The following is a 21,693-nucleotide window of genomic DNA, read 5'->3' on the forward strand; positions in this document are numbered from 1 at the left end:
TCACTCCTTTGTTTTCTTACTCAGAGTATAACTTGTCTAGACAAGTTATGTAAAGGCTTTCAAGTAAATTGATATAATATTTCAGTTAAAAGACACAAATGAGTCACTTTTCAGTTTGGAACTATCACTTCATTAAGCTTATAGAACTATCAATATTACAGTATTCAACTCCGTCTTAAGGTAGTTATATAAAGAAAGGGATTTTCAAAAGCAAATAAAAAAGGCAAATACTCATTATACAATGAATACTTGCCTTTTATATCTATTAGTCTTGGATTTAAAATTCTAATGGCGGAGGAAGAGGGATTCGAACCCCCGCGGCCCGTTAAGGCCCTGTCGGTTTTCAAGACCGATCCCTTCAGCCGGACTTGGGTATTCCTCCATTGAACACAATAATTATCATATAATAGTGTTCATTAAAAGTCAATTCTTTTTTTACACTAGAATTTCTTGGTTTAAATACGTTTCAACTGCGTCAGCTACGGCTCTTCCTTCTTTAATAGCCCATACAACAAGACTAGGTCCTCTGCGTGCATCTCCAGCAGCAAAAATCTTCGAATGACTCGTTCTAAAGTCTTTGTCATTTGCCACAATTTTATTTCGTTCGGTTTTAATACCAAATGATTGTGGAATGGTGATTTCAGTTCCTACAAAGCCAATGGAAAGTATAACTAAATCCGCTGGCCAAAATCGCTCTGGTCCATCTTCCATCACCGTACCGTCTTCAGTCTCTCTTAATATTTGTGTATACAGGCCCCTCACTTTTCCAGAATCGTCCACATCATATCTCATTGTTTGAACACCGTATGCACGTGGCTCTTTGCCAAATTTCACTTCACATTCTTTATGTGCATAGTCCATTTTGAATACTGGTAAGGCAAGTGGCCATGACGTATTGGTTTCAAAAGTGATTTCTTCAGGAAGTTTCGTAAATTTATTGAACTGCACAATGGATTTACAATTTTCACGCAATGCTGTTGCTACGCAATCTGCACCAGTATCACCTGCACCAATAATAATGACATTCTTATCTTTAGCTGTGATTGTTACTTCGTCAATTTCACCAGTTAGAAACCGTGTTTGCTCTGTTAAATAATCCATTGCAAAATGAATGCCATAACCCATACGTCCCTCTAATGGTAAGTCTCTAGCATTTTGTGAACCGGTACATAAAATAATAGCATCATATGTTGCTTCTAAGTCTTCACGACTGATATCGACGCCAATTTCAATGCCAGTTTTAAACTGAACACCAGCTTCTTTCATTAATTTAATACGACGTCTTACCACATCTTTATCTAATTTCATGTTAGGAATACCATACATCAATAATCCACCAGGTTCTTTAGCTCGTTCATATACTGTGACTTTATAGCCTCTATGATTAAGTTCATCAGCTGCTGTCAACCCAGCTGGACCACTTCCTACGATGGCAACGCTTTTCCCTTTATCCGCTTCAGGATATTTTGGCTTAACCCATCCATTTTCATATGCTTCATCAATAATTGTACGCTCAATACCTTTAATAGCTACAGAATTTCGATTAATTTTCATTACACATGATTGCTCACATGGTGCTGGACATACACGTCCCGTAAATTCCGGAAAATTGTTTGTTTCACTCAGTCTCTCGTAGGCTGCTTTAAAATCACCTCGATAAACTAAATCGTTCCATTCCGGAATATAGTTACCTATGGGGCATCCTATCGTTTCAAAACCATAGGATAATCCACTTTGACAAAAAGGTGTACCACAGTCCATACATCTCGCCCCTTGAGTAGATGCATCTTCCTTAGTAAAACGTTGTTGAAATGCGTGATGATTTGAAAGACGATCAATCAAAGACAATTCTGATAATGCTTGCTTTTCATATTTCATAAACCCTTTAAATTCGCCCATGATAATCCCTCTTTCTTAATAAACCACTGCTGGTTTTAATGTCTCATCAACACTTGAACTATTATCATAAAATGCCGCTAACATAGCGTCGTCTTTTTTATTGTGTTGACGTAATTGAATATCAATTTTTTGCATCATTAATTTATAATCTTTTGGTATCACTTTGACAACTAGATTTTCAATTTCATCAAAATGTTGCAATATATTTTGTGCTTTTGAGCTATGTGTATATTTCACATGACTTTCAAGCATCTTTTTAATAAATTGCTTTTCTTCGTCATACATAACTTCACTAAATTCCAAAGTATTAAGTGCATGCTGTGTCTTAAATTGATTGATATCACTTGGGAATACATAACTTACGCCACCACTCATGCCTTGACCGAAGTTCTTTCCTACGTCGCCAAGTATTAAAACATGACCACCTGTCATATATTCAAGTCCATGATCACCAATACCTTCAACTACCACATCTGCACCACTATTTCTAATACAGAAACGTTCTCCAGCTTTACCATTAATAAAAGCTTTACCTTTTGATGCACCATAGAAGCATACGTTTCCTGCTATGATTTCATTTTCACGTGTTGTATTAGGCGACTGCACAATGACTGTACCACCTGACAAACCTTTACCTACATAGTCATTCGCATCACCATTATGATGTATCGTTAATCCTTTTGGCGCAAAAGCAGCCAAACTTTGACCAGCATGTCCATCGGTATGAACATAAATGGTATCTTCTGGTAAACCTTTTTCCCCATATCGTTTAGCAATCGCACTACCAGTAATCACACCAACATCACGTTGAACGTTCTTAATGGTATAACTTCCTGAAAATACATGACCTGCCTCTATACTTTGCTTGGCATCAGGATATAGATAATTCAAATCAAAACCTTCATCTAAATGATGATTTTGTTCTATTTCTTTAGTATTAGGACCATCCGCTTTGTTGATTAATCGTTCGATGTCAACAGAGGCTGCTTTTGTTCCTGGCTTAATATGAGAGGAACGTTGTAATAAGTCTGTTCGTCCTACTAATTCTTCAACTGTTCGCAATCCTAATGAGGCAAGTATTTCACGTAATTCTTCTGCAATAAAATACATAAAATGTACAACATGTTGTGCTTTTCCTTTAAATAAAGCACGTAAATCTTTGTTTTGAGTTGCAACACCTACTGGACATGTATCATTATGACAAACTCGCATCATGACACATCCCAACACCACTAATGGTGCTGTTGCAAATCCAAACTCTTCCGCTCCAAGCGCACATGCGTACGCTACATCTTTACCAGTGAGCAATTTACCATCTGTTTCTAACTTTACTCGACTTCGTAAATCATTTAATTTCAACGTTTGATGTGTTTCTGCCAAACCTATTTCCCAAGGCACACCCGCATGTTGAATACTAGTTTTAGGTGATGCACCTGTTCCACCGTCATAGCCACTGATGACGATTTTATCTGCAAACGCTTTTGCTACCCCTGATGCAATGGTTCCCACACCTGTTTTTGACACTAATTTAACAGCAATATCTGCTTCTTTATTCGCATTTTTCAAATCATGAATCAATTGTGCTAAGTCTTCGATAGAATATATATCATGATGCGGTGGTGGTGAAATGAGACCGATACCTGGTGTAGATCCTCTTGTTTCGGCAATCCACGGATATACTTTAGAACCCGGCAATTGACCACCCTCACCAGGTTTAGCACCTTGCGCTACTTTAATCTGTATTTCTTTTGCATGTTGTAAATAGTCACTCGTTACACCAAATCTTCCAGAGGCTACTTGTTTAATTGCACTAATTTTATTACTACCATCTTTCTGAGGTTGATAGCGCAAAGGATCTTCTCCTCCTTCACCGCTATTACTTTTACCTCCTAGACTGTTCATTGCTTGCGCCAATGTTTCATGTGCTTCAGCTGATATAGATCCATAACTCATTGCACCTGTGTTAAAACGTTTAACGATTTCAGAAGCAGGCTCAACTTTTGATATATCAATAGGTTTACAAGTCTTAAATTCTAATAAATGACGAATAAAATCTTGTCGCTGTTGGTTAACCGTATCGGAATATTGTTTGAATAATTCATAGTCATTATCGCGACAAGCATGTTGTAATAAGAAAATAGTCTTAGGATTATAAGCATGATGTTGTCCTTGTTGTCTCCATTGGAAAGTACTACCAGACGCTAAATAATCTGAATGGGATCCTTGTTTCGCTTTATTTTCCTCATCAATTTGTTGAATGCTAATACCAGAAATTTTAGATTGCGTTCCTGAAAAATACTGATCAATAACAGTTTGTGATATCCCAACAGCTTCAAATATTTGTGCACCTTGATAACTTTGAACTGTTGAAATTCCCATTTTAGCCATTACTTTAATAACACCTTCTGATAACACGTTTGTATATGTTTCGACATTAGATGTTACTGTGCCATGTAGTTTGCCATTATTTGTGAGTTGTTCAACCGTTCGTTGAGCTAAATATGGCACGATAGCATTTGCCCCATAACCTAATAAACATGCTACGTGATGTACTTCACGTGTTTCGCCAGATTTTGCTACTAAACTTGTTTCCATACGCAAACCTTCGCGTATCAAACATTGATGAACATGACTCATTGCCAATAGCATTGGCATGGCAAATCCTGATTCAGACGCTAATAAGCTATCGTCTAATACAATAATTTCAGAACCATTTTTGACATGCTGTATTACTTTATCAGATAAACGATTCAAGCTAGCTTCTAAATCATCATGATATATAGTTGAAACATAAGTCGTTTTAAAGATCTCTGTATCAATAGCTTCTAATTGGGCTTCTGTTAATACAGGTTTTTTAAGTTGAACACGATGAAGTACTGTTTTATCAGGTTTCAAAAGATTACCTTCGCCACCTAAATAAGACATTTCACTTGTGACAATTTTTTCTCTGTAAGCATCAATAGGTGGATTAGTAACTTGTGCAAATAACTGCTTAAAATAATTAAATAAGCTTTCAGGTCTATCATTTAAAACTGCAATAGGCGCGTCGTAGCCCATAGCACCAATAGGATCCTTCTTCTGCAATACTAAGTCAACAATATACTTATTCATTTCTTCTTTTGTATACGCAAATTGACGTTGTAGTTTAAATAGAGTCTTAGCATCATATTCATTTGGGCAGTATGTCACATTATCAATATTAGCTTCATATTTTTCTGTTTTTAGCCACTCTGCATATGGATGTTCACTAGCAATTTCATATTTCAATTCATTATTTTCAACGACTTTATTTTTATTAAAATCGACTAATAATAATTTTCCAGGATTTAATTGCCCTTTAAACGCAACCTCTGATTCATCAACATCTATTACGCCAACTTCAGAAGAGAAGACGATAAAATTATCTTTCGTAATAGTATATCTACCTGGACGTAAACCATTACGGTCTGTTAATGCACCAATCTTATCCCCGTTACAAAATGAAATCATTGTAGGCCCATCCCAAGGTTCCATTAAGTAACTATAGAATTCATAAAACGAACGTACATCTTTATTATTCGATTTGTTATAAAGCCATGGCTCTGGTATTAATAGCATTGCAGCTTTCTCCGGTTCCATTGCCAAAGATAAAAACTCTAACGCATTATCAACGATAGATGAATCACTACCATCTTCATCGACAATACGATGTATTTTATGTTGATCTTCACCAAAAAGTGTATGAACTAATTTATTTTGACGTGCACGCATCCAATTAACATTACCTTTAATTGTATTAATCTCGCCATTATGCATAAGTAGGCGATTAGGATGTGCACGTTTCCAACTTGGAAATGTATTAGTACTAAATCTTGAATGTACTAGACCAAGTTTCGATTGATAGGCTTCGTGTGTTAAATCTAAATATAACCCTTTAATTTGATCAGACCGTAGCCATCCTTTATAGACAATCGTTTTGTGAGATAAACTTGTAAAATATAATTCTATCCCTTTTCGTTCAGCGTAATACTCTATTTGTTTTCTAGCTAAATAAAGTTGTTTATTTATATTTTCAGCTTGACGAATATCGATAAACACTTGTTGAATAAAGGGCATAGTATTAGCTACATGTTGTGCTACTGCTTCTTTATTGACAGGTACATCACGATAACCTATGACACCAAGGCCTTCACTTTCAAAATATTGATTCAACACCGCTTCATGTTTACTTCCAATCACACGTTCTTTAGAGAAAAATAGTCCTACTGCATATTCACCTTCATTAGGTAGTGGTAAATCATGCAATTGTTCAAAGAATTTAAAGGGAATTTCAGTCATGATACCTGCACCATCACCAGTCATTCCATCAGCACCGATACCACCTCTATGATCTAATCTACATAACATTTCTAATGATTTTTCAATGACGTCGTGCGATCTAATGTTATCCATATTAGCGTAAAAACCAATACCACAAGCATCATGTTCCTCACGATAATCGTATAATCCCTTTTTTAGCTTCTCATTATACATGATGCACACTCCCTTTTAGAATTTTCTGACAATTAATATATAGTAATCATTAATATAATGTAATTGTTTCATCTGTTCAATATATAAATTAGATGATATTTATCTAAAAATTAGAACAATTGACGAATAAACTGTTATAATAAGTGTTAAAAGTAATGTTAGATAGACATAGAGTAAGCTAAAAGTGAGGATTGAAATGATGGAGATTAAACAACTTAAATATTTTGTAGAAGTAGCAAAACGAGAGCATATTTCTGAAGCTGCATTAGAATTAAATATCGCCCAATCCGCCATAAGTCGTCAAATGACTCAATTAGAAAAGGAATTAAATGTGACCTTGTTTAAAAGGCAAGGTCGGAATATCTTATTAACATCTGAAGGCAAACAACTATTAACTGAAGCCACTAAAATATTGGATCAATTAGACCAAACGGTACAATTATTTCAACATCAACAGACATTAAGTAATCAGAATATCTTTTTATCCTATAGTGATAGTGAAGCCTCTCATAAATTAGGCCGCCTCATTCAAATTTTTGAAGAACAATCAGAGAGTCAAGTTGTCCCTAATTTGAGTCAAGACAATGAAATATTAGATGATGTAATTAAAGGAGAAATAGATATAGGTATCATTGAACTGACTGATGAAATTAAACAACACTCTGAATTAAATATGACAACCTTATTCGAGGAACATTATCATTTATATACGAACAAGAGAGACCCTATCGCCTTAACACTGCAACCCCATTTATCTCAACTGCATTTGCAAAATGTCTTTTGTCTAACAGTGTTACCAAACTCAATTAAAGAAAAATTGCCTACCGACATACGTACGATATCAGATAAACAATTGGCTCAATATCTTTTAAAAAAGGAAAGAGGTGTTTTGATTACACCTCAAAATGTTTCGTTAGATAGTCATTCACATGAGTGGATTAAAATACCTCTTAGCCATACTGATATAAAACGTACAATTTGTGTAATTTCTAAAAAGGAAAATCATAAACCTGATTTACCTGTTGCTTTACATACAATACAAGTATTGTTTAATAAAACATCTACGTACCATTAAATATAAATTCAGTGGTAAACAATTAGGTCAATGATATGAATAACGGTAATTAAAAGGACCGCTTCTGTTTATTTTTGAAATCTAAATTAAATAAGCGTATAATCATTCTATTATTTCACAGAAGAATTGAGGTTTATTGAATGCAATTCAATACTTTTTTCAAAAATAAATTTTATTGGATCCTTATGGCATTTGTCTTCATATTTTTAGGTTTATTTATATTCACTTTTTTTAATGAAAAATGTTATCAAATGCCTATCGGTAAAATAACAGATGTTCAAAGATTGAGCACACAACATGTAACTGACGATCAACATAATAAGGATATCAAATACAAAGACCAACTTACCGTGAAGATTTTAAACGGTAAATTTGAAGGTAAATCAACAACAATTACTAACGAATTTGTTAAATCACAAGCTGATTCAGAACGTTTTACTAAAAACGATAAAGTTCTATTACATATTTCTAAAAAGCCAAGCGACGCTGATATCATTGAGAAAAAACGCGATGTTTTAATCGTTCTTATTACAGGCGTTTTCTTCATCACGATATTAATTGTTGGTAGACAAGTAGGCTTACAATCTATACTTTCACTCGTCTTGAATTCAATCGCAGTTTTAGGCGCTATTTATATTCATAATCAAATGACAAATACGAGTTTATTTGCATTGATGGTGATGGCAATGATTGTTTCAACGACATTGACTCTATTACTTGTTACAGGTTGGCGAATAAGAACATTGATTACCATTGTATCTACACTTGTTGGTACGTTCCTTTGTATAGGTATCGCTGAGTTAGTTATACGCTTCACTCATGGCAATGGTATTAAATATGAAACAATGAGTTTTTTAACCCTACCCCCAAAAGATGTGTTTTTAGCTTCGGTATTAATTGGGTCACTTGGTGCTGTTATGGATGTAGCCATCACTATCGCAAGTGGGATGAACGAAATATTGCAACGAACACCTCAAATTAGCATGAGAAGATGGGCATTAGCAGGTAGACATATCGGCCAAGATATTATGGGGACGATGACAAACATCTTATTATTCTCATATTTATCTGGTAGCTTACCTATGTTTCTCATATATTTAAAAAATGCCAACACCATCACTTATACCATTTCCATGAATTGGTCATTAGAAGTTGCTCGAGCATTGATAGGTGGTATCGGAATTGTTTTAACTATCCCTATCACTATCGTTTTAATGGAATTATGGCTTAAAATGCGAGGTGAAAATCGATGAGTGCAATAACAATATTAGGCATGATATTACTAGTGCTAATGATTATTTTTGGAGGTAAAAAAGGGCTCGTGTCATTTGCGACATTATTTTTAAACTTCATCATTTTAGTCATTAGTATTTTAATGATTATTTTTGGTGTACCGATATATATTACAACTATTATATTCTGTATCGTTGTCGCAGCTTGTAATCTTTTCGTATTAAATGGTTATGATGTTAAAACGCAAGCCGCATTTATAGGAACAGTTATAACAACACTTATATTAATTCTAGCTATATATATTTCGGTGAACGGAGGTCATTTACAAGGCTTCGCGACAGAACAACAAGATGAAACATATGTATACTCAATGAATATCGGTATCGATATGGTTCAATTCATGATATTTACTATTGTTCTTGCTGTTATCGCTGCCGTCATTGATTTAGCTATCACCATCAGTTCACCAATGTATGAATTAAATGATACCAACCCAAATTTAAGTCAACATCAATTATTTCAATCAGGTATGCGTGTAGGTAGAGAAATTCTTGCAACATCTGCAAACAATATATATTTGGCTTATTTCGGTGGTCAATTGACATTATTCTTTTGGTTCTTCAAATTAAATTATTCTTTTGGCCATATTATCAATTCGAAAATCTTTGCCCAAGAATTTATTTCAATTCTATTTGGAGGTATTGCTGTCGCTATTAGCATCCCAATCACAGCTTGGGTCACTGCGTTTTTAATCAAAAGAAAATCAACTGTTCTCAAATAAAATGAAGCAGCATATAGGAAGCATACTACCAACTTCCTACGTGCTGCTTTTTATAATGGATATGACATTACATATACAGGCTTCCCTATCATCGTAGACTTACCTATATGGAGGTATCCAGCTTGTTCATACAAATGGATAGCTCTTGGATTATCGATGTTAACAGTCAATAGAATTTCATTAATATGTGGATATGTATCCTTTATATAAGTACTCAGTTGATGGATGACACGTTTCCCTACACCTTTGCCCCTGTATCGTGCATCAACAGTAAATGATCTAAAGAAAATCGCTTTTGGATTAGTAGAATATGGTGCTGGTCCATCTCCTTCATGTAAAGTGAAGAACGCGACACACTTTCCCCCTTCCATAACAAATGTTGGATGTCTATTTTCATTCGCTTTTGCGGATTCCAAGTTTTCCAACGGTGTTTTTGTATAGCGCGCATCTTCTTCAGATAGTTGTATTGATTGAATAGCTTCCAAAAATTGTGGGTGATATATTTTAATTTCCATATTATCTCCTTTGATTAACCTGATATTTCTTTTATCCAAGTTAAGACAGCCGGTGCAATATATACTGAATCATTTTTATCAAACCATTTAATATCAGTAATTTCATTATCCGTATGTATATTATCCCAATAAATTGGTACGGTTGCTCGATAGCCATTTAACTCTGTTAACATATTTTCTTGAGGATATGCTTTTCCAACGACTGTCCCTATATAAGACAATTCTTCATCTGAAAGTTCTAGCTTTAATTCTTCTTTTAGCTCTCTTTTTAAAGCTTGTAATTGTGTTTCTCCTTCATCAATTTTACCACCCGGGAAATAATACTTTTCACGATGACGTACTTGTACAAGTAATATTTGGTCCTCTGTTTCTTCTACTAAGCAAACACATTTAATCATAACCTAACTCCTTTCGGCAGATACTTCTATAATCAAAATATATTTAGTTTTATGTTATCATAATTTCGCAAAATCTTTATCTACATTATTTTATCTATTTTAGTGTATAATCAATAAAATATGGGTAATCAATATTAATAACTACGTTTGAATTGGGATAAAAATAATACCCAAACGCATTGGAGGTAAAATCATGGCAAAAAAATCAAGCGCAACACGCTTATCAAATTTATTCGGAATCGCAGGATTTATTGTTGATGGCTATAATGGTATTAAATATGATGCTAAAAATAAGCAACTCGTATACCTATCATTGGGCCTAAGTACATTAGGTACATTATTAGATTTTTATGTATCTATTAAATCTCCTTATAAATTCCGTAAATTAGGTGCATTAGTATCATTCGCTATTAATGGAGCACGTTTATTTACAAGCTTTAGAAAAGTTAAAAATGAATACTAAAAATATGATATATAGATAAGATAGTTTTAGTCTGAGTTCTCATGTGAGGATTCAGACTTTTGTTTTTTACTTTTATCCTTAACTTACGATGCTAAAAATCACTGATTATTTCATATAATGTTTTTATTTTAAAAAATGAACTCTTCCGTTCTTCAAAATTTTAAATATCAAAATATTTGTAATTCTTATTCATAGACATTAACATGACAATAATTCAAAGTTATTATGTTTCATATTTCACAAAGTATAAATTAACGAATCGATGCGGTATTACTGAAAGGAGTTTACCAAATGATTTACACGATTACATCTACCTTACCTCCCTCACATGGCGGTAGAACCCAAGCTTTATTAAGAAGAATTAAATTGATAGATGAAGAATTTAATATACCCACTAAAATTTTGACGACAAATTATAATAGAAACTACCCAAATATTTATCAAACATTTTTAGAAGATCATAAAGTCACTAAAAACATAGAATTCGAAAACATTTATGAATGGTTAACAAATTATAAAATTTATGACGTTCCCAAAACAAAAGTCTTTAATAAACCAAAATACAATAAAATACCAAAACGTATTTCTGGGCTTAAAGCTAAAAAGAATACTCAAAATCACGAGATACATTATTATCAAGATAATCAATTAGTGCGTTATAGAAAATATTTCAATAATAATTCAATCGTACATTACGAAGATATCATTTCTCCTGAAACTGGTTTGAAGACAAAACGAAGTGAATATAATTCATATGGCTATTTGCATAGAATTATTTATTATTTTGAAAATTCTACAAAGAAAAGCCAAGAAATGATGTATTATCCAAATGGTGAAATGTACTGCGAACGTCATTTTAAAGACAATAAAAAAAATAGCGTCAATTTAGTTAAACTTTTAAAAGATGGCAATGTATATCAAACTTTCTCCAATGATAAAGCATTCGCACAATACTATTTCGAACATAAATTCAAAGATGGAGACATTGTTTTCAGTGATGCAAGACTCTTAGACGATCCATTACTGGCACAATCACATCAAACTCGCAATATACTAGTATTGCATAGTTCTCATTTATCTGGTACTCAAATAAAAAAATCTTTCAAATATGCATTTGAACATAAAGAACATGTTGAAAAGTTTATAGTCTTAACTCAACAACAAAAAGTGGATATTCAAGACATGTATCCTATACCAGATAAGCAATTTGCAGTTATTCCTCACTTTATTGAAACCAACAAATCTGTTGATAATGAAAATGTTGAAGATCGTTTTGTATTTATAGGTAGATTCAGCAAAGAAAAACAATTAGATCATCTATTAAAAGCGTATATAGAATTTTTAAAAAGTGGTCATCAGACAAAATTGGCATTATATGGCAGAGATGAAGATAACCAAAAAGCTATGATGCAAGACATTATCGACGCAAATCATTTAAATAATCAAGTTAGCATTCATAAATATACTTCTAGTCCATTAGCCGAATTTAAAAAATCAAAAGCATCATTATTAACAAGTAGCTATGAAGGATTTGGACTCACAATTATGGAAAGTATTTCTATGGGATGTCCTGTTATTTCATATGACGTTAGGTATGGCCCTAATGAAATTATCGATCATGCTAAAAACGGTTACTTAGTTGAAGCAAATAATATTAATCAATTAGCCAACTATATGACTCAAATCATCGAACAACCTCTCACTAATGTTGAAAATAATGAAAAACTATATTACTCAACAGCTGTTAAACATTATAAGCAATTACTCGAAGAGTTAAAGGCAATTTAAAAATATCCTCCTTACTTTGTTATTAAGACAAAGTAAGGAGGATATTTTATGATTGATATTCTAAATAAGATTGGATTCCTTTTTCAACAGAATATTGAGGGCTAAATCCTAAACTTTGAATTGGTGAAATATCTGCATATGAATGTTTAATATCTCCAACTCTTTCCTCATCATAAACGTATGGAATACTATAATTAAAATGCTGTTCAAATATGTTGACCATCTGCTTTAAAGTCGTTTGTTTCCCAGTTCCTAAATTATAAACATTGCCATTAACGTTGTCATTGTGCAATACTAACCAACATGCTTCAACTAAATCATCAATATAAATAAAATCGCGCGTTTGCAAACCATCTCCATAAAACGTGAATGTTTCTTTATGATTAAATTTGTGATTAAGAATTGAAATGACCCCTGAATAATCAGAATATGGATTTTGTCTTGGACCATATACATTGAAAAACCTTAGTGAAACGGTAGGTAAATGGTACAATTGATGATAAATTTTAGCGTAACTTTCTCCAGCATATTTTTGTACTGCATATGGAGACCTTGGATCAATACGTGAATGAATTGCTTTAGGCAATCCTTCTAATTGTCCGTAAACGGCTGCAGATGATGCAAACAAGAATTTTTTTATATTAGAATGCTGTAACCTGAGTGTTTCTAAAATATTCAACGTAGCATCGATATTCACTTGGTTAGATCGTCCCGGTTGTTGAACTGTTTCCACGACGCTCACCATAGCTGCTAAATGAATGACATAATCAAATCTTTCTTTTTTAATTAAGTCCGAGACAAATTTCAAATTATTGATATCTTCTTGATAGAAATACTCTTTTTTAACAAATGGTATATTTTCTATACGACCAGTTGATAAATTATCAATTACATGTACTTCAATATTATTTTGAATACATTTTTGTGCTATGTGTGAACCGATAAAACCCGCCCCACCCGTAATTAGTGCTTTCATGTTGTTGTCCTCCTAGGTGCCTGCACGGTATAAACCATGTAATTACTGTGTGATTATCTTCTAAAATATAATAATGATTGCTTGATCAATAAAAAAACTACCGAAAAAGTAATTAAACTTAATCAGTAGTTCTGTGTTCATATAAGATGATATTAATGAATATATCTATATGTATTCACTTGATATGAAGGAATTGTTCTATATGTCACAATACCTGGTGACGCTGCCCAGTTCATTTCTGAAACTAAAATACTACCATCACTATTAACTCGCTCTACAAAAGCGACATGGCCATAGTATCCTGAATCACTTTGCGCGATTGAACCTACTGTTGGTTTACCATCAATTGTGTAACCATCAGCTGCTGCTGCGTTATCCCAATTGTTTGCATTCCACCAATATGTGCTAATGCCTTTTCCAATTTGAGCACGACGGTTGAATACATGATATGTACATTGTCCCCATGTATATAAGTTTTGGTGATTAAATACTGGTGTATTGTAACCATTATTACTTGAGTTAGCTGTATTTGAACTACTGTTTGATGTAGAAGCAGTACCTGACACCTTTAATTTTTGCCCTGGATAAATAAAGAAATTAGATAATCCATTTAGGCTCATAATTTTTTGATAAGTTGTACCATATTTAGCAGCTATTGATGATAAAGAATCTCCCGCTTGTACAGTATATGTTGATGAGCTTCCTGTAGTTGATGCCGAACTACTTGGTTTACTAGTACTAACTGTACCTGATACTTTTAATTTTTGGCCTGGATGAATTAAAAAGCTATTTAAACCATTTAATTTCATTAATTTTTGATAACTCATGCCATATTTAGCAGCTATTGATGATACTGAGTCCCCTGCTTTTACTGTATATGTAGATGAACTCGTTCCTGTAGATGATGAACTAGTTGGTTTACTAGTACTAGTTGAACCTGATACCTTTAATACTTGGTTTGGAAATATTATATTAGAAGATAAATTATTCAAAGATTTTAATTTCGAAATAGATATTCCATATTTACTAGATATAGACCAAAGAGATTCGCCACTTTTTACTGTGTGTGTCGTTGCTGCGTCTGCTTGTGTTGCTGCAATAGCACTCACTGCACTTGTCCCAACGATTGCAGCAATAATTTTTTTATTCAATTACTTATTCCTCCTCAAATACTCTATTTATTTCTCGGATTTTTTATACAATATGTATTATACTCCCTTAATATGTATATGGTGTTTGTATTTCATGACATTATGATTACAAATATAATATTTTTATCGAATTGATTCATACATATAAACCATCTCTACTATATATATGTGATATTTTCTTTTCATTTTTAATATTTGCAAAAAACATCAATTTATAAATAATTTTAGCTTCTATTTTTATTTAGAAGTACTAATCTTGATATCTCTCAACCCTAATTTTGAATCATCAACATATTATTCCGGAGTATTCCTAGAACCTTCATTAAACCAATAATAATTGCAATCTAATTTATAAAATGAATGTTTAAAGTGTGATTAGCAATCATATAGACTATTCCAAATCTTTTAGCACCTATGTTTTATCAAGTTAATACTACTAAAACCAAAATTTATTTTATGCTAATATTGAATGGCTAAAACTTTATAATACTCTGTCATAACAGTCTTTATAGCTATTTTTAAATATTGTATTATATAAATAATTACTTAATCATAATTATTCTTCCTTTACTTATTGTGTTTTAGGGTGTATAGTTAATCTAACGTAATAAAAGGTCGTGAATTTGATTGAAGTTTATTTGTTTAGAATATACTCTTTTGATTTAATGAAATTTGTTACAAATATTTAGTGCAAAAGCACGCGGAGGTATTCTATATGAATAACGGTACAGTTAAATGGTTTAATTCAGAAAAAGGTTTTGGTTTCATCGAAAGAGAAGATGGAAGCGACGTATTCGTACATTTCTCAGCAATCGCTGAAGAAGGATACAAATCATTAGAAGAAGGACAAAAAGTTGAATTCGACATCGTTGAAGGCGATCGTGGAGAACAAGCAGCTAATGTCGTAAAAATGTAATAACATTTTCAAAGCAACCGTCATGGTTGCTTTTTTTATGCCTAAAATTACTTTTTTTATCTAATTATATTGTATTGTAATGAATATGTATTTACATTACTATTTGATTATAAATATAAAGAAAAAGGAATGATTTAAATTGAGTATACTCACTTCTATTTTAATAATACTTGTGGCAATAGAATTCTTATTAATCATGGTGTTACAAACATTACTAACCACATCTAACAAAACGAGTCAAACTTTTAAAATGAGCACTTCTGCATTAAAAGATAAAAATCTAAATACTTTAATGAAGAATCAAGGGCTTTACAATGGTTTACTTGGTATCTTCATTCTCTATGCCTATTTTTTGAGTAATCATCCTAAAGAAATGACTACATGTCTTCTTATATATATGATTATTGTTGCTATATATGGTGCGCTAACAAGTCAAAAAGCCATCATCATTAAACAAGGGCTTTTACCAATACTTGCACTTTTATCATTATTATTTTAATCCATTCCGTTAAGTCGATATTCGATTTAACGGTTTTTTTTATAAAAAATGACCCATTCCAGTATATTGGAATGGGCCTTTATTATATATATTTGTTCTTTTGACTTACTCTTTATTTTTCCTCTTCCTCTTCATCTTCTCTACGACGTTTGAAGAATAAGAATAACGCTCCTAATCCAGCTAATAATGTACCGAATAATGTTCCCTTATTTACACCATCTTGTCCAGTTTCAGGTAATTCACTTTGATCTTTTTCATGATTGTTACCTTTATTTGTTGATGCTGTCTCATGGTTACTTTGTTGTACAGTACCATTTGAAGTTACATTATTTCCAGATACATGACCTTGTGTTGGTTGTTCTGTTGGTTGACCTGGTTCTGTTACTTCACCTGGATTTGTTGGCTCTGTCGGTTGACTTGGATCCGTTGGTTCACCTGGATTTGTTGGCTCTGTCGGTTGACTTGGATCCGTTGGTTCACCTGGATTTGTTGGGTCTGTTGGGTGACTTGGATCCGTTGGTTTACCTGGGTCTGTTGGGTCTGTTGGGTGACTTGGATCCGTTGGTTTACCTGGGTCTGTTGGGTCTGTCGGTTGACTTGGATCTACAGGTTTACCATCATCAATCACTGTTCCATCAGTAGATGGAGACGTATTTCCATTAGCATCTGTTGCTGTAACGCCAATATGATCTCCACCTTTTAAATTTTCTCCAGCTGGGATGTCAATCACATAGTTACCGTTTTCATCTGTTTTACCTGTTGCTGTTGTACCATCTGGGAATGTTATTGTCACTGTTGAGCCTGGTTCCGCTTTACCTGTGATTGTTTTATCTCCCTTATGAACTGGATTAACAGTTGGCGCTTCTGGTGCTGTTGTGTCTGTTACTACTGTTGTTGCTGGTTCTGACGTATTGCCATCTTTGTCAGTCGCTGTGACTGGTAATGTTTCTCCGCCTTTTAGATCTTCGTTAGATGGAATATCGATCACATAGTTACCGTTTTCATCTGTTTTACCTGTTGCCGTTGTGCCATCTGGGAATGTTACTGTCACTGTTGAGCCTGGCTCTGCTTTACCTGTAATTTGTGTATCTTCACTTGTTACCGGATTGATTGTAGGTACAGATGGTGCTGTTGTGTCTGTCACTACTGTTTTTGCTGGCTCTGATTGATTACCATCTTTATCAGTAGACGTTACTGGTAATGTTTCTCCACCTTTTAAGTCTTCGTTAGATGGAATGTCAATCACATAATTACCATCTTGATCAGCTGTACCAGTAGCTGTTGTGCCATCTGGGAATGTTACCGTTACTGTTGAGCCTGGTTCTGCTTTACCTGTGATTTGTGTATCATCACTTGTTACCGGATTAACAGTTGGTACAGATGGTGCTGTTGTGTCTGTTACTACTGTTGATGCTGGTTCTGACGTATTACCATCTTTATCAGTAGACGTTACTGGTAATGTTTCTCCACCTTTTAAGTCTTCATTAGTTGGAATATTGATGACATAATTACCATTATTATCTGTTGTGCCAGTTGCCGTTGTACCATCTGGGAACGTCACTGTTACTGTTGAGCCTGGTTCCGCTTTACCTGTGATTGTTTTATCTTCACTTGTTACCGGATTGATTGTCGGTACAGTTGGCGCTGTTGTGTCTGTCACTACTGTTGTTGCTGGTTCTGACGTATTGCCATCTTTGTCAGTCGCTGTGACTGGTAATGTTTCGCCACCTTTTAGGTCTTCATTAGATGGAATATCGATCACATAGTTACCGTTTTCATCTGTTTTACCAGTCGCTGTTGTGCCATCTGGGAATGTTACCGTCACTGTTGAGTTTGGCTCTGCTTTACCTGTGATTTGTGTATCATCACTTGTTACTGGGTTGATTGTCGGTACAGACGGTGCTGTTGTGTCCGTTACTACTGTTGTTGTTGGTTGTGATTCATTACCGTCTTTATCTGTTGCAGTTACTGGTAATGTTTCGCCACCTTTTAGATCTTCGTTGGCAGGAATATCGATGACATAATTGCCGTTTTCATCTGTTTTACCTGTTGCCGTTGTGCCATCTGGGAACGTCACTGTTACTGTTGAACCTGGTTCCGCTTTACCTGTAATTGTTTTGTCTTCACTTGTTACCGGATTGATTGTCGGTACAGTTGGTGCTGTTGTGTCTGTTACTACTGTTGTTGTCTTATCTGATGTATTACCATCTTTATCTGTTGCAGTTACTGGTAATGTTTCGCCACCTTTTAGGTCTTCATTAGCTGGGATATCAATCACGTAATTGCCATCTGCATCAGTTGTACCACTAGCTGTTGTGCCATCTGGGAATGTTACTGTCACTGTTGAGTTTGGCTCTGCTTTACCTGTGATTTGTGTATCATCACTTGTTACTGGGTTAACTGTTGGCGCTTCTGGTGCTGTTGTATCTGTCACTACTGTTGTTGCTGGTTCTGACGTATTACCATCTTTATCAGTAGACGTTACTGGTAATGTTTCTCCGCCTTTTAGATCTTCGTTAGCTGGAATATCAATCACATAGTTGCCATCTTGATCAGCTTTGCCAGTAGAAGTACTTCCATCTGGGAACGTCACTGTTACTGTTGAGCCTGGTTCTGCTTTACCTGTAATCGTCTTATCATTGCTTGTTACTGGATTAACAGTCGGTACAGATGGTGCTGTTGTATCTGTCACTACTGTTGATGCTGGTTCTGATTGATTGCCATCTTTATCTGTAGACGTCACTGGTAATGTCTCTCCACCTTTTAAGTCTTCATTAGCTGGGATATCAATCACGTAATTGCCATCTGCATCAGTTGTACCAGTTGCTTTTGTGCCATCTGGGAACGTTACTGTTACCGTTGAACCTGGTTCCGCTTTACCTGTAATTTGTGTATCATCACTTGTCACTGGGTTCACTGTTGGTACAGATGGTGCTGTTGTGTCTGTCACTACTGTTGTTGACGGTTGTGATTCATTACCGTCTTTATCTGTAGCTGTTACTGGTAATGTTTCTCCGCCTTTTAGATCTTCGTTTGCAGGAATATTAATCACATAATTGCCATCTGCATCTGTTTTACCAGTTGCTTTTGTGCCATCTGGGAATGTCACTGTTACTGTTGAGCCTGGCTCTGCTTTACCTGTGATTTGTGTATCATCACTTGTTACTGGATTGATTGTCGGTACAGATGGTGCTGTTGTATCTGTCACTACTGTTGTTGCTGGTTCTGATTCGTTACCATCTTTATCTGTTGCAGTAACTGGTAATGTTTCGCCACCTTTTAGATCTTCGTTAGCAGGAATATTAATCACATAGTTACCGTCCGCATCTGTTGTGCCACTAGCTTTCGTGCCATCTGGGAACGTCACTGTTACCGTTGAACCTGGTTCCGCTTTACCTGTAACCGTTGTATCATCACTTGTTACCGGGTTAATCACTGGCGCATCTGGTGCTGTTGCATCTGTTACTGTTACTGTTGGTGAAACCGCACTTGTTTTACCATTTTTAGTTGCAGTTGATGTTAATTGAGTTCCAGCAGCTAAAGGTTTTGATAATGTTAACGTACCAGTTGTACTGTTTGCACCTAATGTAACTGTACCAATGACATTGTTATTACTATCTTTTACTGTCACTGTTGAACCAGCAGTACCATGTACGCCAATAGTCGTGTCGTTATCATCGACAGGATCCACTAATGGTGCTGGAACAATAGTATTATCTACAATATTAAATGTATTTGTTTCATCATTATCATAATTTGGTGCATCAATAGCAATTGTGTATTGACCAGCAACTGATTTTGGAATCGTTACAGTAAATGTACCATCACTATTAACAGTAGACGTACCAATAACTTGACCTGTTGAATTAATAACTTTGGCAGTTTGTGTACCTGCATTTGGTTTTAACGTTACTGAACCACTAACTTTAGTGTCATTAATCGTAATATCTGCAGCATTCGGCTGACCTACTAATGGTGACGTATGATATGTTTTCACTTCGTCTCCATCATTTTTAGTATCGCCATCTGTATCTGCATTATTTGGATCAGTTAATGATACTTCTCTTTCATATCGATCTAATAAGCCATCTTTATCATAGTCTTGTAATTCTAATGAAGATGTACCTAATGTATTATTAATTAATTTACCAGCATTATCAGTAAGGTATCCAGCAAATGTAAAGTCTTCAACTTGGTCAGTTGTAGAACTAATTAAATTACCTTTGGCATCATATTGTGCATCTTTAGTTAAAATATTATTTGGACTTTGATTTAATTTAATAACGATTCTCATACCTACTGTTTCAGGTAAACCATTATTAAATTCGATTAATTTATTTAAATCACTTGCTGTAATCGTACCATTACCGTTGGCATCGATAGATAAATCTGCCACTTTGTTAGCAGCATTATAAGTTTTATCAAAACCTTTTAATCCATCATAATCATATTTATCTAATTCAACACTTTGAATAAATGGAATTAAATCTTTATCAATTTGGTAATTATAACTCCATTGTTTATTTTGAGCGCCACCATATCCGAAGATACCATCTTTGATAACTTGTTGGTCAACGATAATTGCGCCATTATTGCCTACTTTAGTGTCTAAACTAGCTGTACCACTACTTGCTTTAAAATCATTTGCGTTTGCTGTTGATTTATTGTTGTTTAAAGAAACTAAATCTTTATCAGCATCTGTAAGGAAGTAACCACTACTTTCAGACGTACGAATAATTGTATTATTAGAAGAATCTCGAACATAAATTTGATAATTTAATTTATTATTAGATAAATCTCCAGCATTATTTAAAATATTTCCTACAGTATCATCTAATTCAATTTTACCGCCTGATGCAGTTTTAGATGCTAAAATTTCTGCACCACCAAATAATCCACCGCTAGCTCTAATATAATTGACTTCCCAAATATTAGAAGGTGTACCGTCATCGTTTTTTAATCTTGTAAATTGAACCGGCGTATTACTTCCAGCTGGGTTAACTGATATTTTCGTTACATGATCAGCAATTTTAGAGTCTAAGTTTAAGTCGATTTTATATCTTGTTCCTAAGTTAGCACCCGACATATAAGCATCAATATTAAATGGAATTGATGTACTATTTTTAACAGCATCTGAATCTAAAGCCTCCGGGTCAAAAACTAATGACGCAAATGTATAGTTATCTGATGTTGCTAAAGATTTTTGAACATTTTGATCTGTATTCGTAACAGCTGCTGCCAACATTCTAGGTGTAGCCATTGCACGCATAAACGTTCTAGTTCTAGGTGGTGTAGCTAATGTTTCTGTACTCTTCTGTTTGTTTGCCATTTCAGTTAAGGCTGCTTGTAAAACGGCTTGATTAATTTCTTCATCAGTTGCTTTATTGAAATCAACATCTGTATTATTTAAAATTTCTTTCGCTTCTGTTTTAGACACTTGATCATTTAAGAATGATTGAACAGCTTGTTCTTTATTTTTAGATTGAG

The 21,693-nt window shown here is 34.2% G+C and carries 14 protein-coding genes and 1 tRNA gene; 7 read left to right on the forward strand and 8 right to left on the reverse strand.

Annotated elements, in window-relative coordinates; all coding sequences use genetic code 11:
- Window positions 1-289 precede the first annotated feature (289 nt).
- From P7F85_RS11405 to gltB, 3 genes are all read right to left on the reverse strand, one after another.
- Window positions 290-382 (reverse strand) — tRNA-Ser (locus P7F85_RS11405).
- Window positions 383-435: 53 nt separating this feature from the next.
- On the reverse strand, window positions 436-1,899 hold the full coding sequence (locus P7F85_RS11410; protein ID WP_002466873.1) for a glutamate synthase subunit beta: 1,464 nt from the start codon (window positions 1,897-1,899) through the stop codon (window positions 436-438).
- A gap of 15 nt (window positions 1,900-1,914) precedes the next feature.
- Window positions 1,915-6,411 (reverse strand): glutamate synthase large subunit, encoded by a 4,497-nt coding sequence (gene gltB, locus P7F85_RS11415; protein WP_002466881.1) that lies wholly within the window; start codon window positions 6,409-6,411, stop codon window positions 1,915-1,917.
- A gap of 199 nt (window positions 6,412-6,610) precedes the next feature.
- Between gltB and gltC the strand changes: the two genes are divergently transcribed.
- The 3 genes from gltC to P7F85_RS11430 all read left to right on the forward strand — a co-directional run bounded on the left by gltC (window position 6,611) and on the right by P7F85_RS11430 (window position 9,500).
- A complete protein-coding gene (gene gltC, locus P7F85_RS11420; RefSeq protein ID WP_002466887.1) occupies window positions 6,611-7,486 on the forward strand; it encodes a glutamate biosynthesis transcriptional regulator GltC in 876 nt (291 codons plus the stop codon).
- Between the two features lie 140 nt (window positions 7,487-7,626).
- Window positions 7,627-8,739 carry a YibE/F family protein gene (locus P7F85_RS11425; RefSeq protein WP_002466884.1) on the forward strand — a complete coding sequence of 371 codons (1,113 nt, stop codon included), beginning with the start codon at window positions 7,627-7,629 and terminating at the stop codon, window positions 8,737-8,739.
- Window positions 8,736-9,500 carry a YibE/F family protein gene (locus P7F85_RS11430; RefSeq protein WP_002466886.1) on the forward strand — a complete coding sequence of 255 codons (765 nt, stop codon included), beginning with the start codon at window positions 8,736-8,738 and terminating at the stop codon, window positions 9,498-9,500. The genes P7F85_RS11425 and P7F85_RS11430 overlap by 4 nt, the downstream gene beginning before the upstream one ends.
- Before the next feature lie 50 nt (window positions 9,501-9,550).
- On the opposite strand, the gene P7F85_RS11435 is transcribed toward P7F85_RS11430, so the two are convergent.
- On the reverse strand, window positions 9,551-10,015 hold the full coding sequence (locus P7F85_RS11435) for a GNAT family N-acetyltransferase (RefSeq protein ID WP_002466876.1): 465 nt from the start codon (window positions 10,013-10,015) through the stop codon (window positions 9,551-9,553).
- A gap of 14 nt (window positions 10,016-10,029) precedes the next feature.
- On the reverse strand, window positions 10,030-10,413 hold the full coding sequence (locus P7F85_RS11440) for an NUDIX domain-containing protein (protein WP_002466888.1): 384 nt from the start codon (window positions 10,411-10,413) through the stop codon (window positions 10,030-10,032).
- 193 nt (window positions 10,414-10,606) lie between these two features.
- Between P7F85_RS11440 and P7F85_RS11445 the strand changes: the two genes are divergently transcribed.
- Window positions 10,607-10,876, forward strand: coding sequence for a hypothetical protein (locus P7F85_RS11445; RefSeq protein ID WP_002451933.1), 270 nt, complete (start codon window positions 10,607-10,609; stop codon window positions 10,874-10,876).
- Window positions 10,877-11,167: 291 nt separating this feature from the next.
- A complete protein-coding gene (locus P7F85_RS11450) occupies window positions 11,168-12,664 on the forward strand; it encodes a glycosyltransferase (protein WP_002466872.1) in 1,497 nt (498 codons plus the stop codon).
- Between the two features lie 46 nt (window positions 12,665-12,710).
- Here P7F85_RS11450 and P7F85_RS11455 read toward each other — a convergent pair whose 3' ends face one another.
- Both P7F85_RS11455 and P7F85_RS11460 read right to left on the reverse strand, forming a co-directional pair.
- Window positions 12,711-13,640, reverse strand: a complete 930-nt coding sequence (locus P7F85_RS11455) for an NAD-dependent epimerase/dehydratase family protein (RefSeq protein ID WP_002466889.1) — start codon at window positions 13,638-13,640, stop codon at window positions 12,711-12,713.
- 152 nt (window positions 13,641-13,792) lie between these two features.
- Window positions 13,793-14,791, reverse strand: a complete 999-nt coding sequence (locus tag P7F85_RS11460) for a LysM peptidoglycan-binding domain-containing protein (RefSeq protein ID WP_002466875.1) — start codon at window positions 14,789-14,791, stop codon at window positions 13,793-13,795.
- A gap of 715 nt (window positions 14,792-15,506) precedes the next feature.
- Between P7F85_RS11460 and P7F85_RS11465 the strand changes: the two genes are divergently transcribed.
- A complete protein-coding gene (locus P7F85_RS11465) occupies window positions 15,507-15,707 on the forward strand; it encodes a cold-shock protein (RefSeq protein ID WP_002450876.1) in 201 nt (66 codons plus the stop codon).
- A 139-nt stretch (window positions 15,708-15,846) separates the two neighbouring features.
- On the forward strand, window positions 15,847-16,206 hold the full coding sequence (locus P7F85_RS11470) for a DUF1304 domain-containing protein (protein WP_002466883.1): 360 nt from the start codon (window positions 15,847-15,849) through the stop codon (window positions 16,204-16,206).
- A 112-nt stretch (window positions 16,207-16,318) separates the two neighbouring features.
- Here the strand turns inward: P7F85_RS11470 and P7F85_RS11475 are convergent, their stop codons facing one another.
- Window positions 16,319-21,643 (reverse strand): Ig-like domain-containing protein, encoded by a 5,325-nt coding sequence (locus P7F85_RS11475; protein WP_447158546.1) that lies wholly within the window; start codon window positions 21,641-21,643, stop codon window positions 16,319-16,321.
- Window positions 21,644-21,693 lie beyond the last annotated feature (50 nt).

The sequence above is a fragment of the Staphylococcus sp. aM genome (assembly GCF_052975125.1).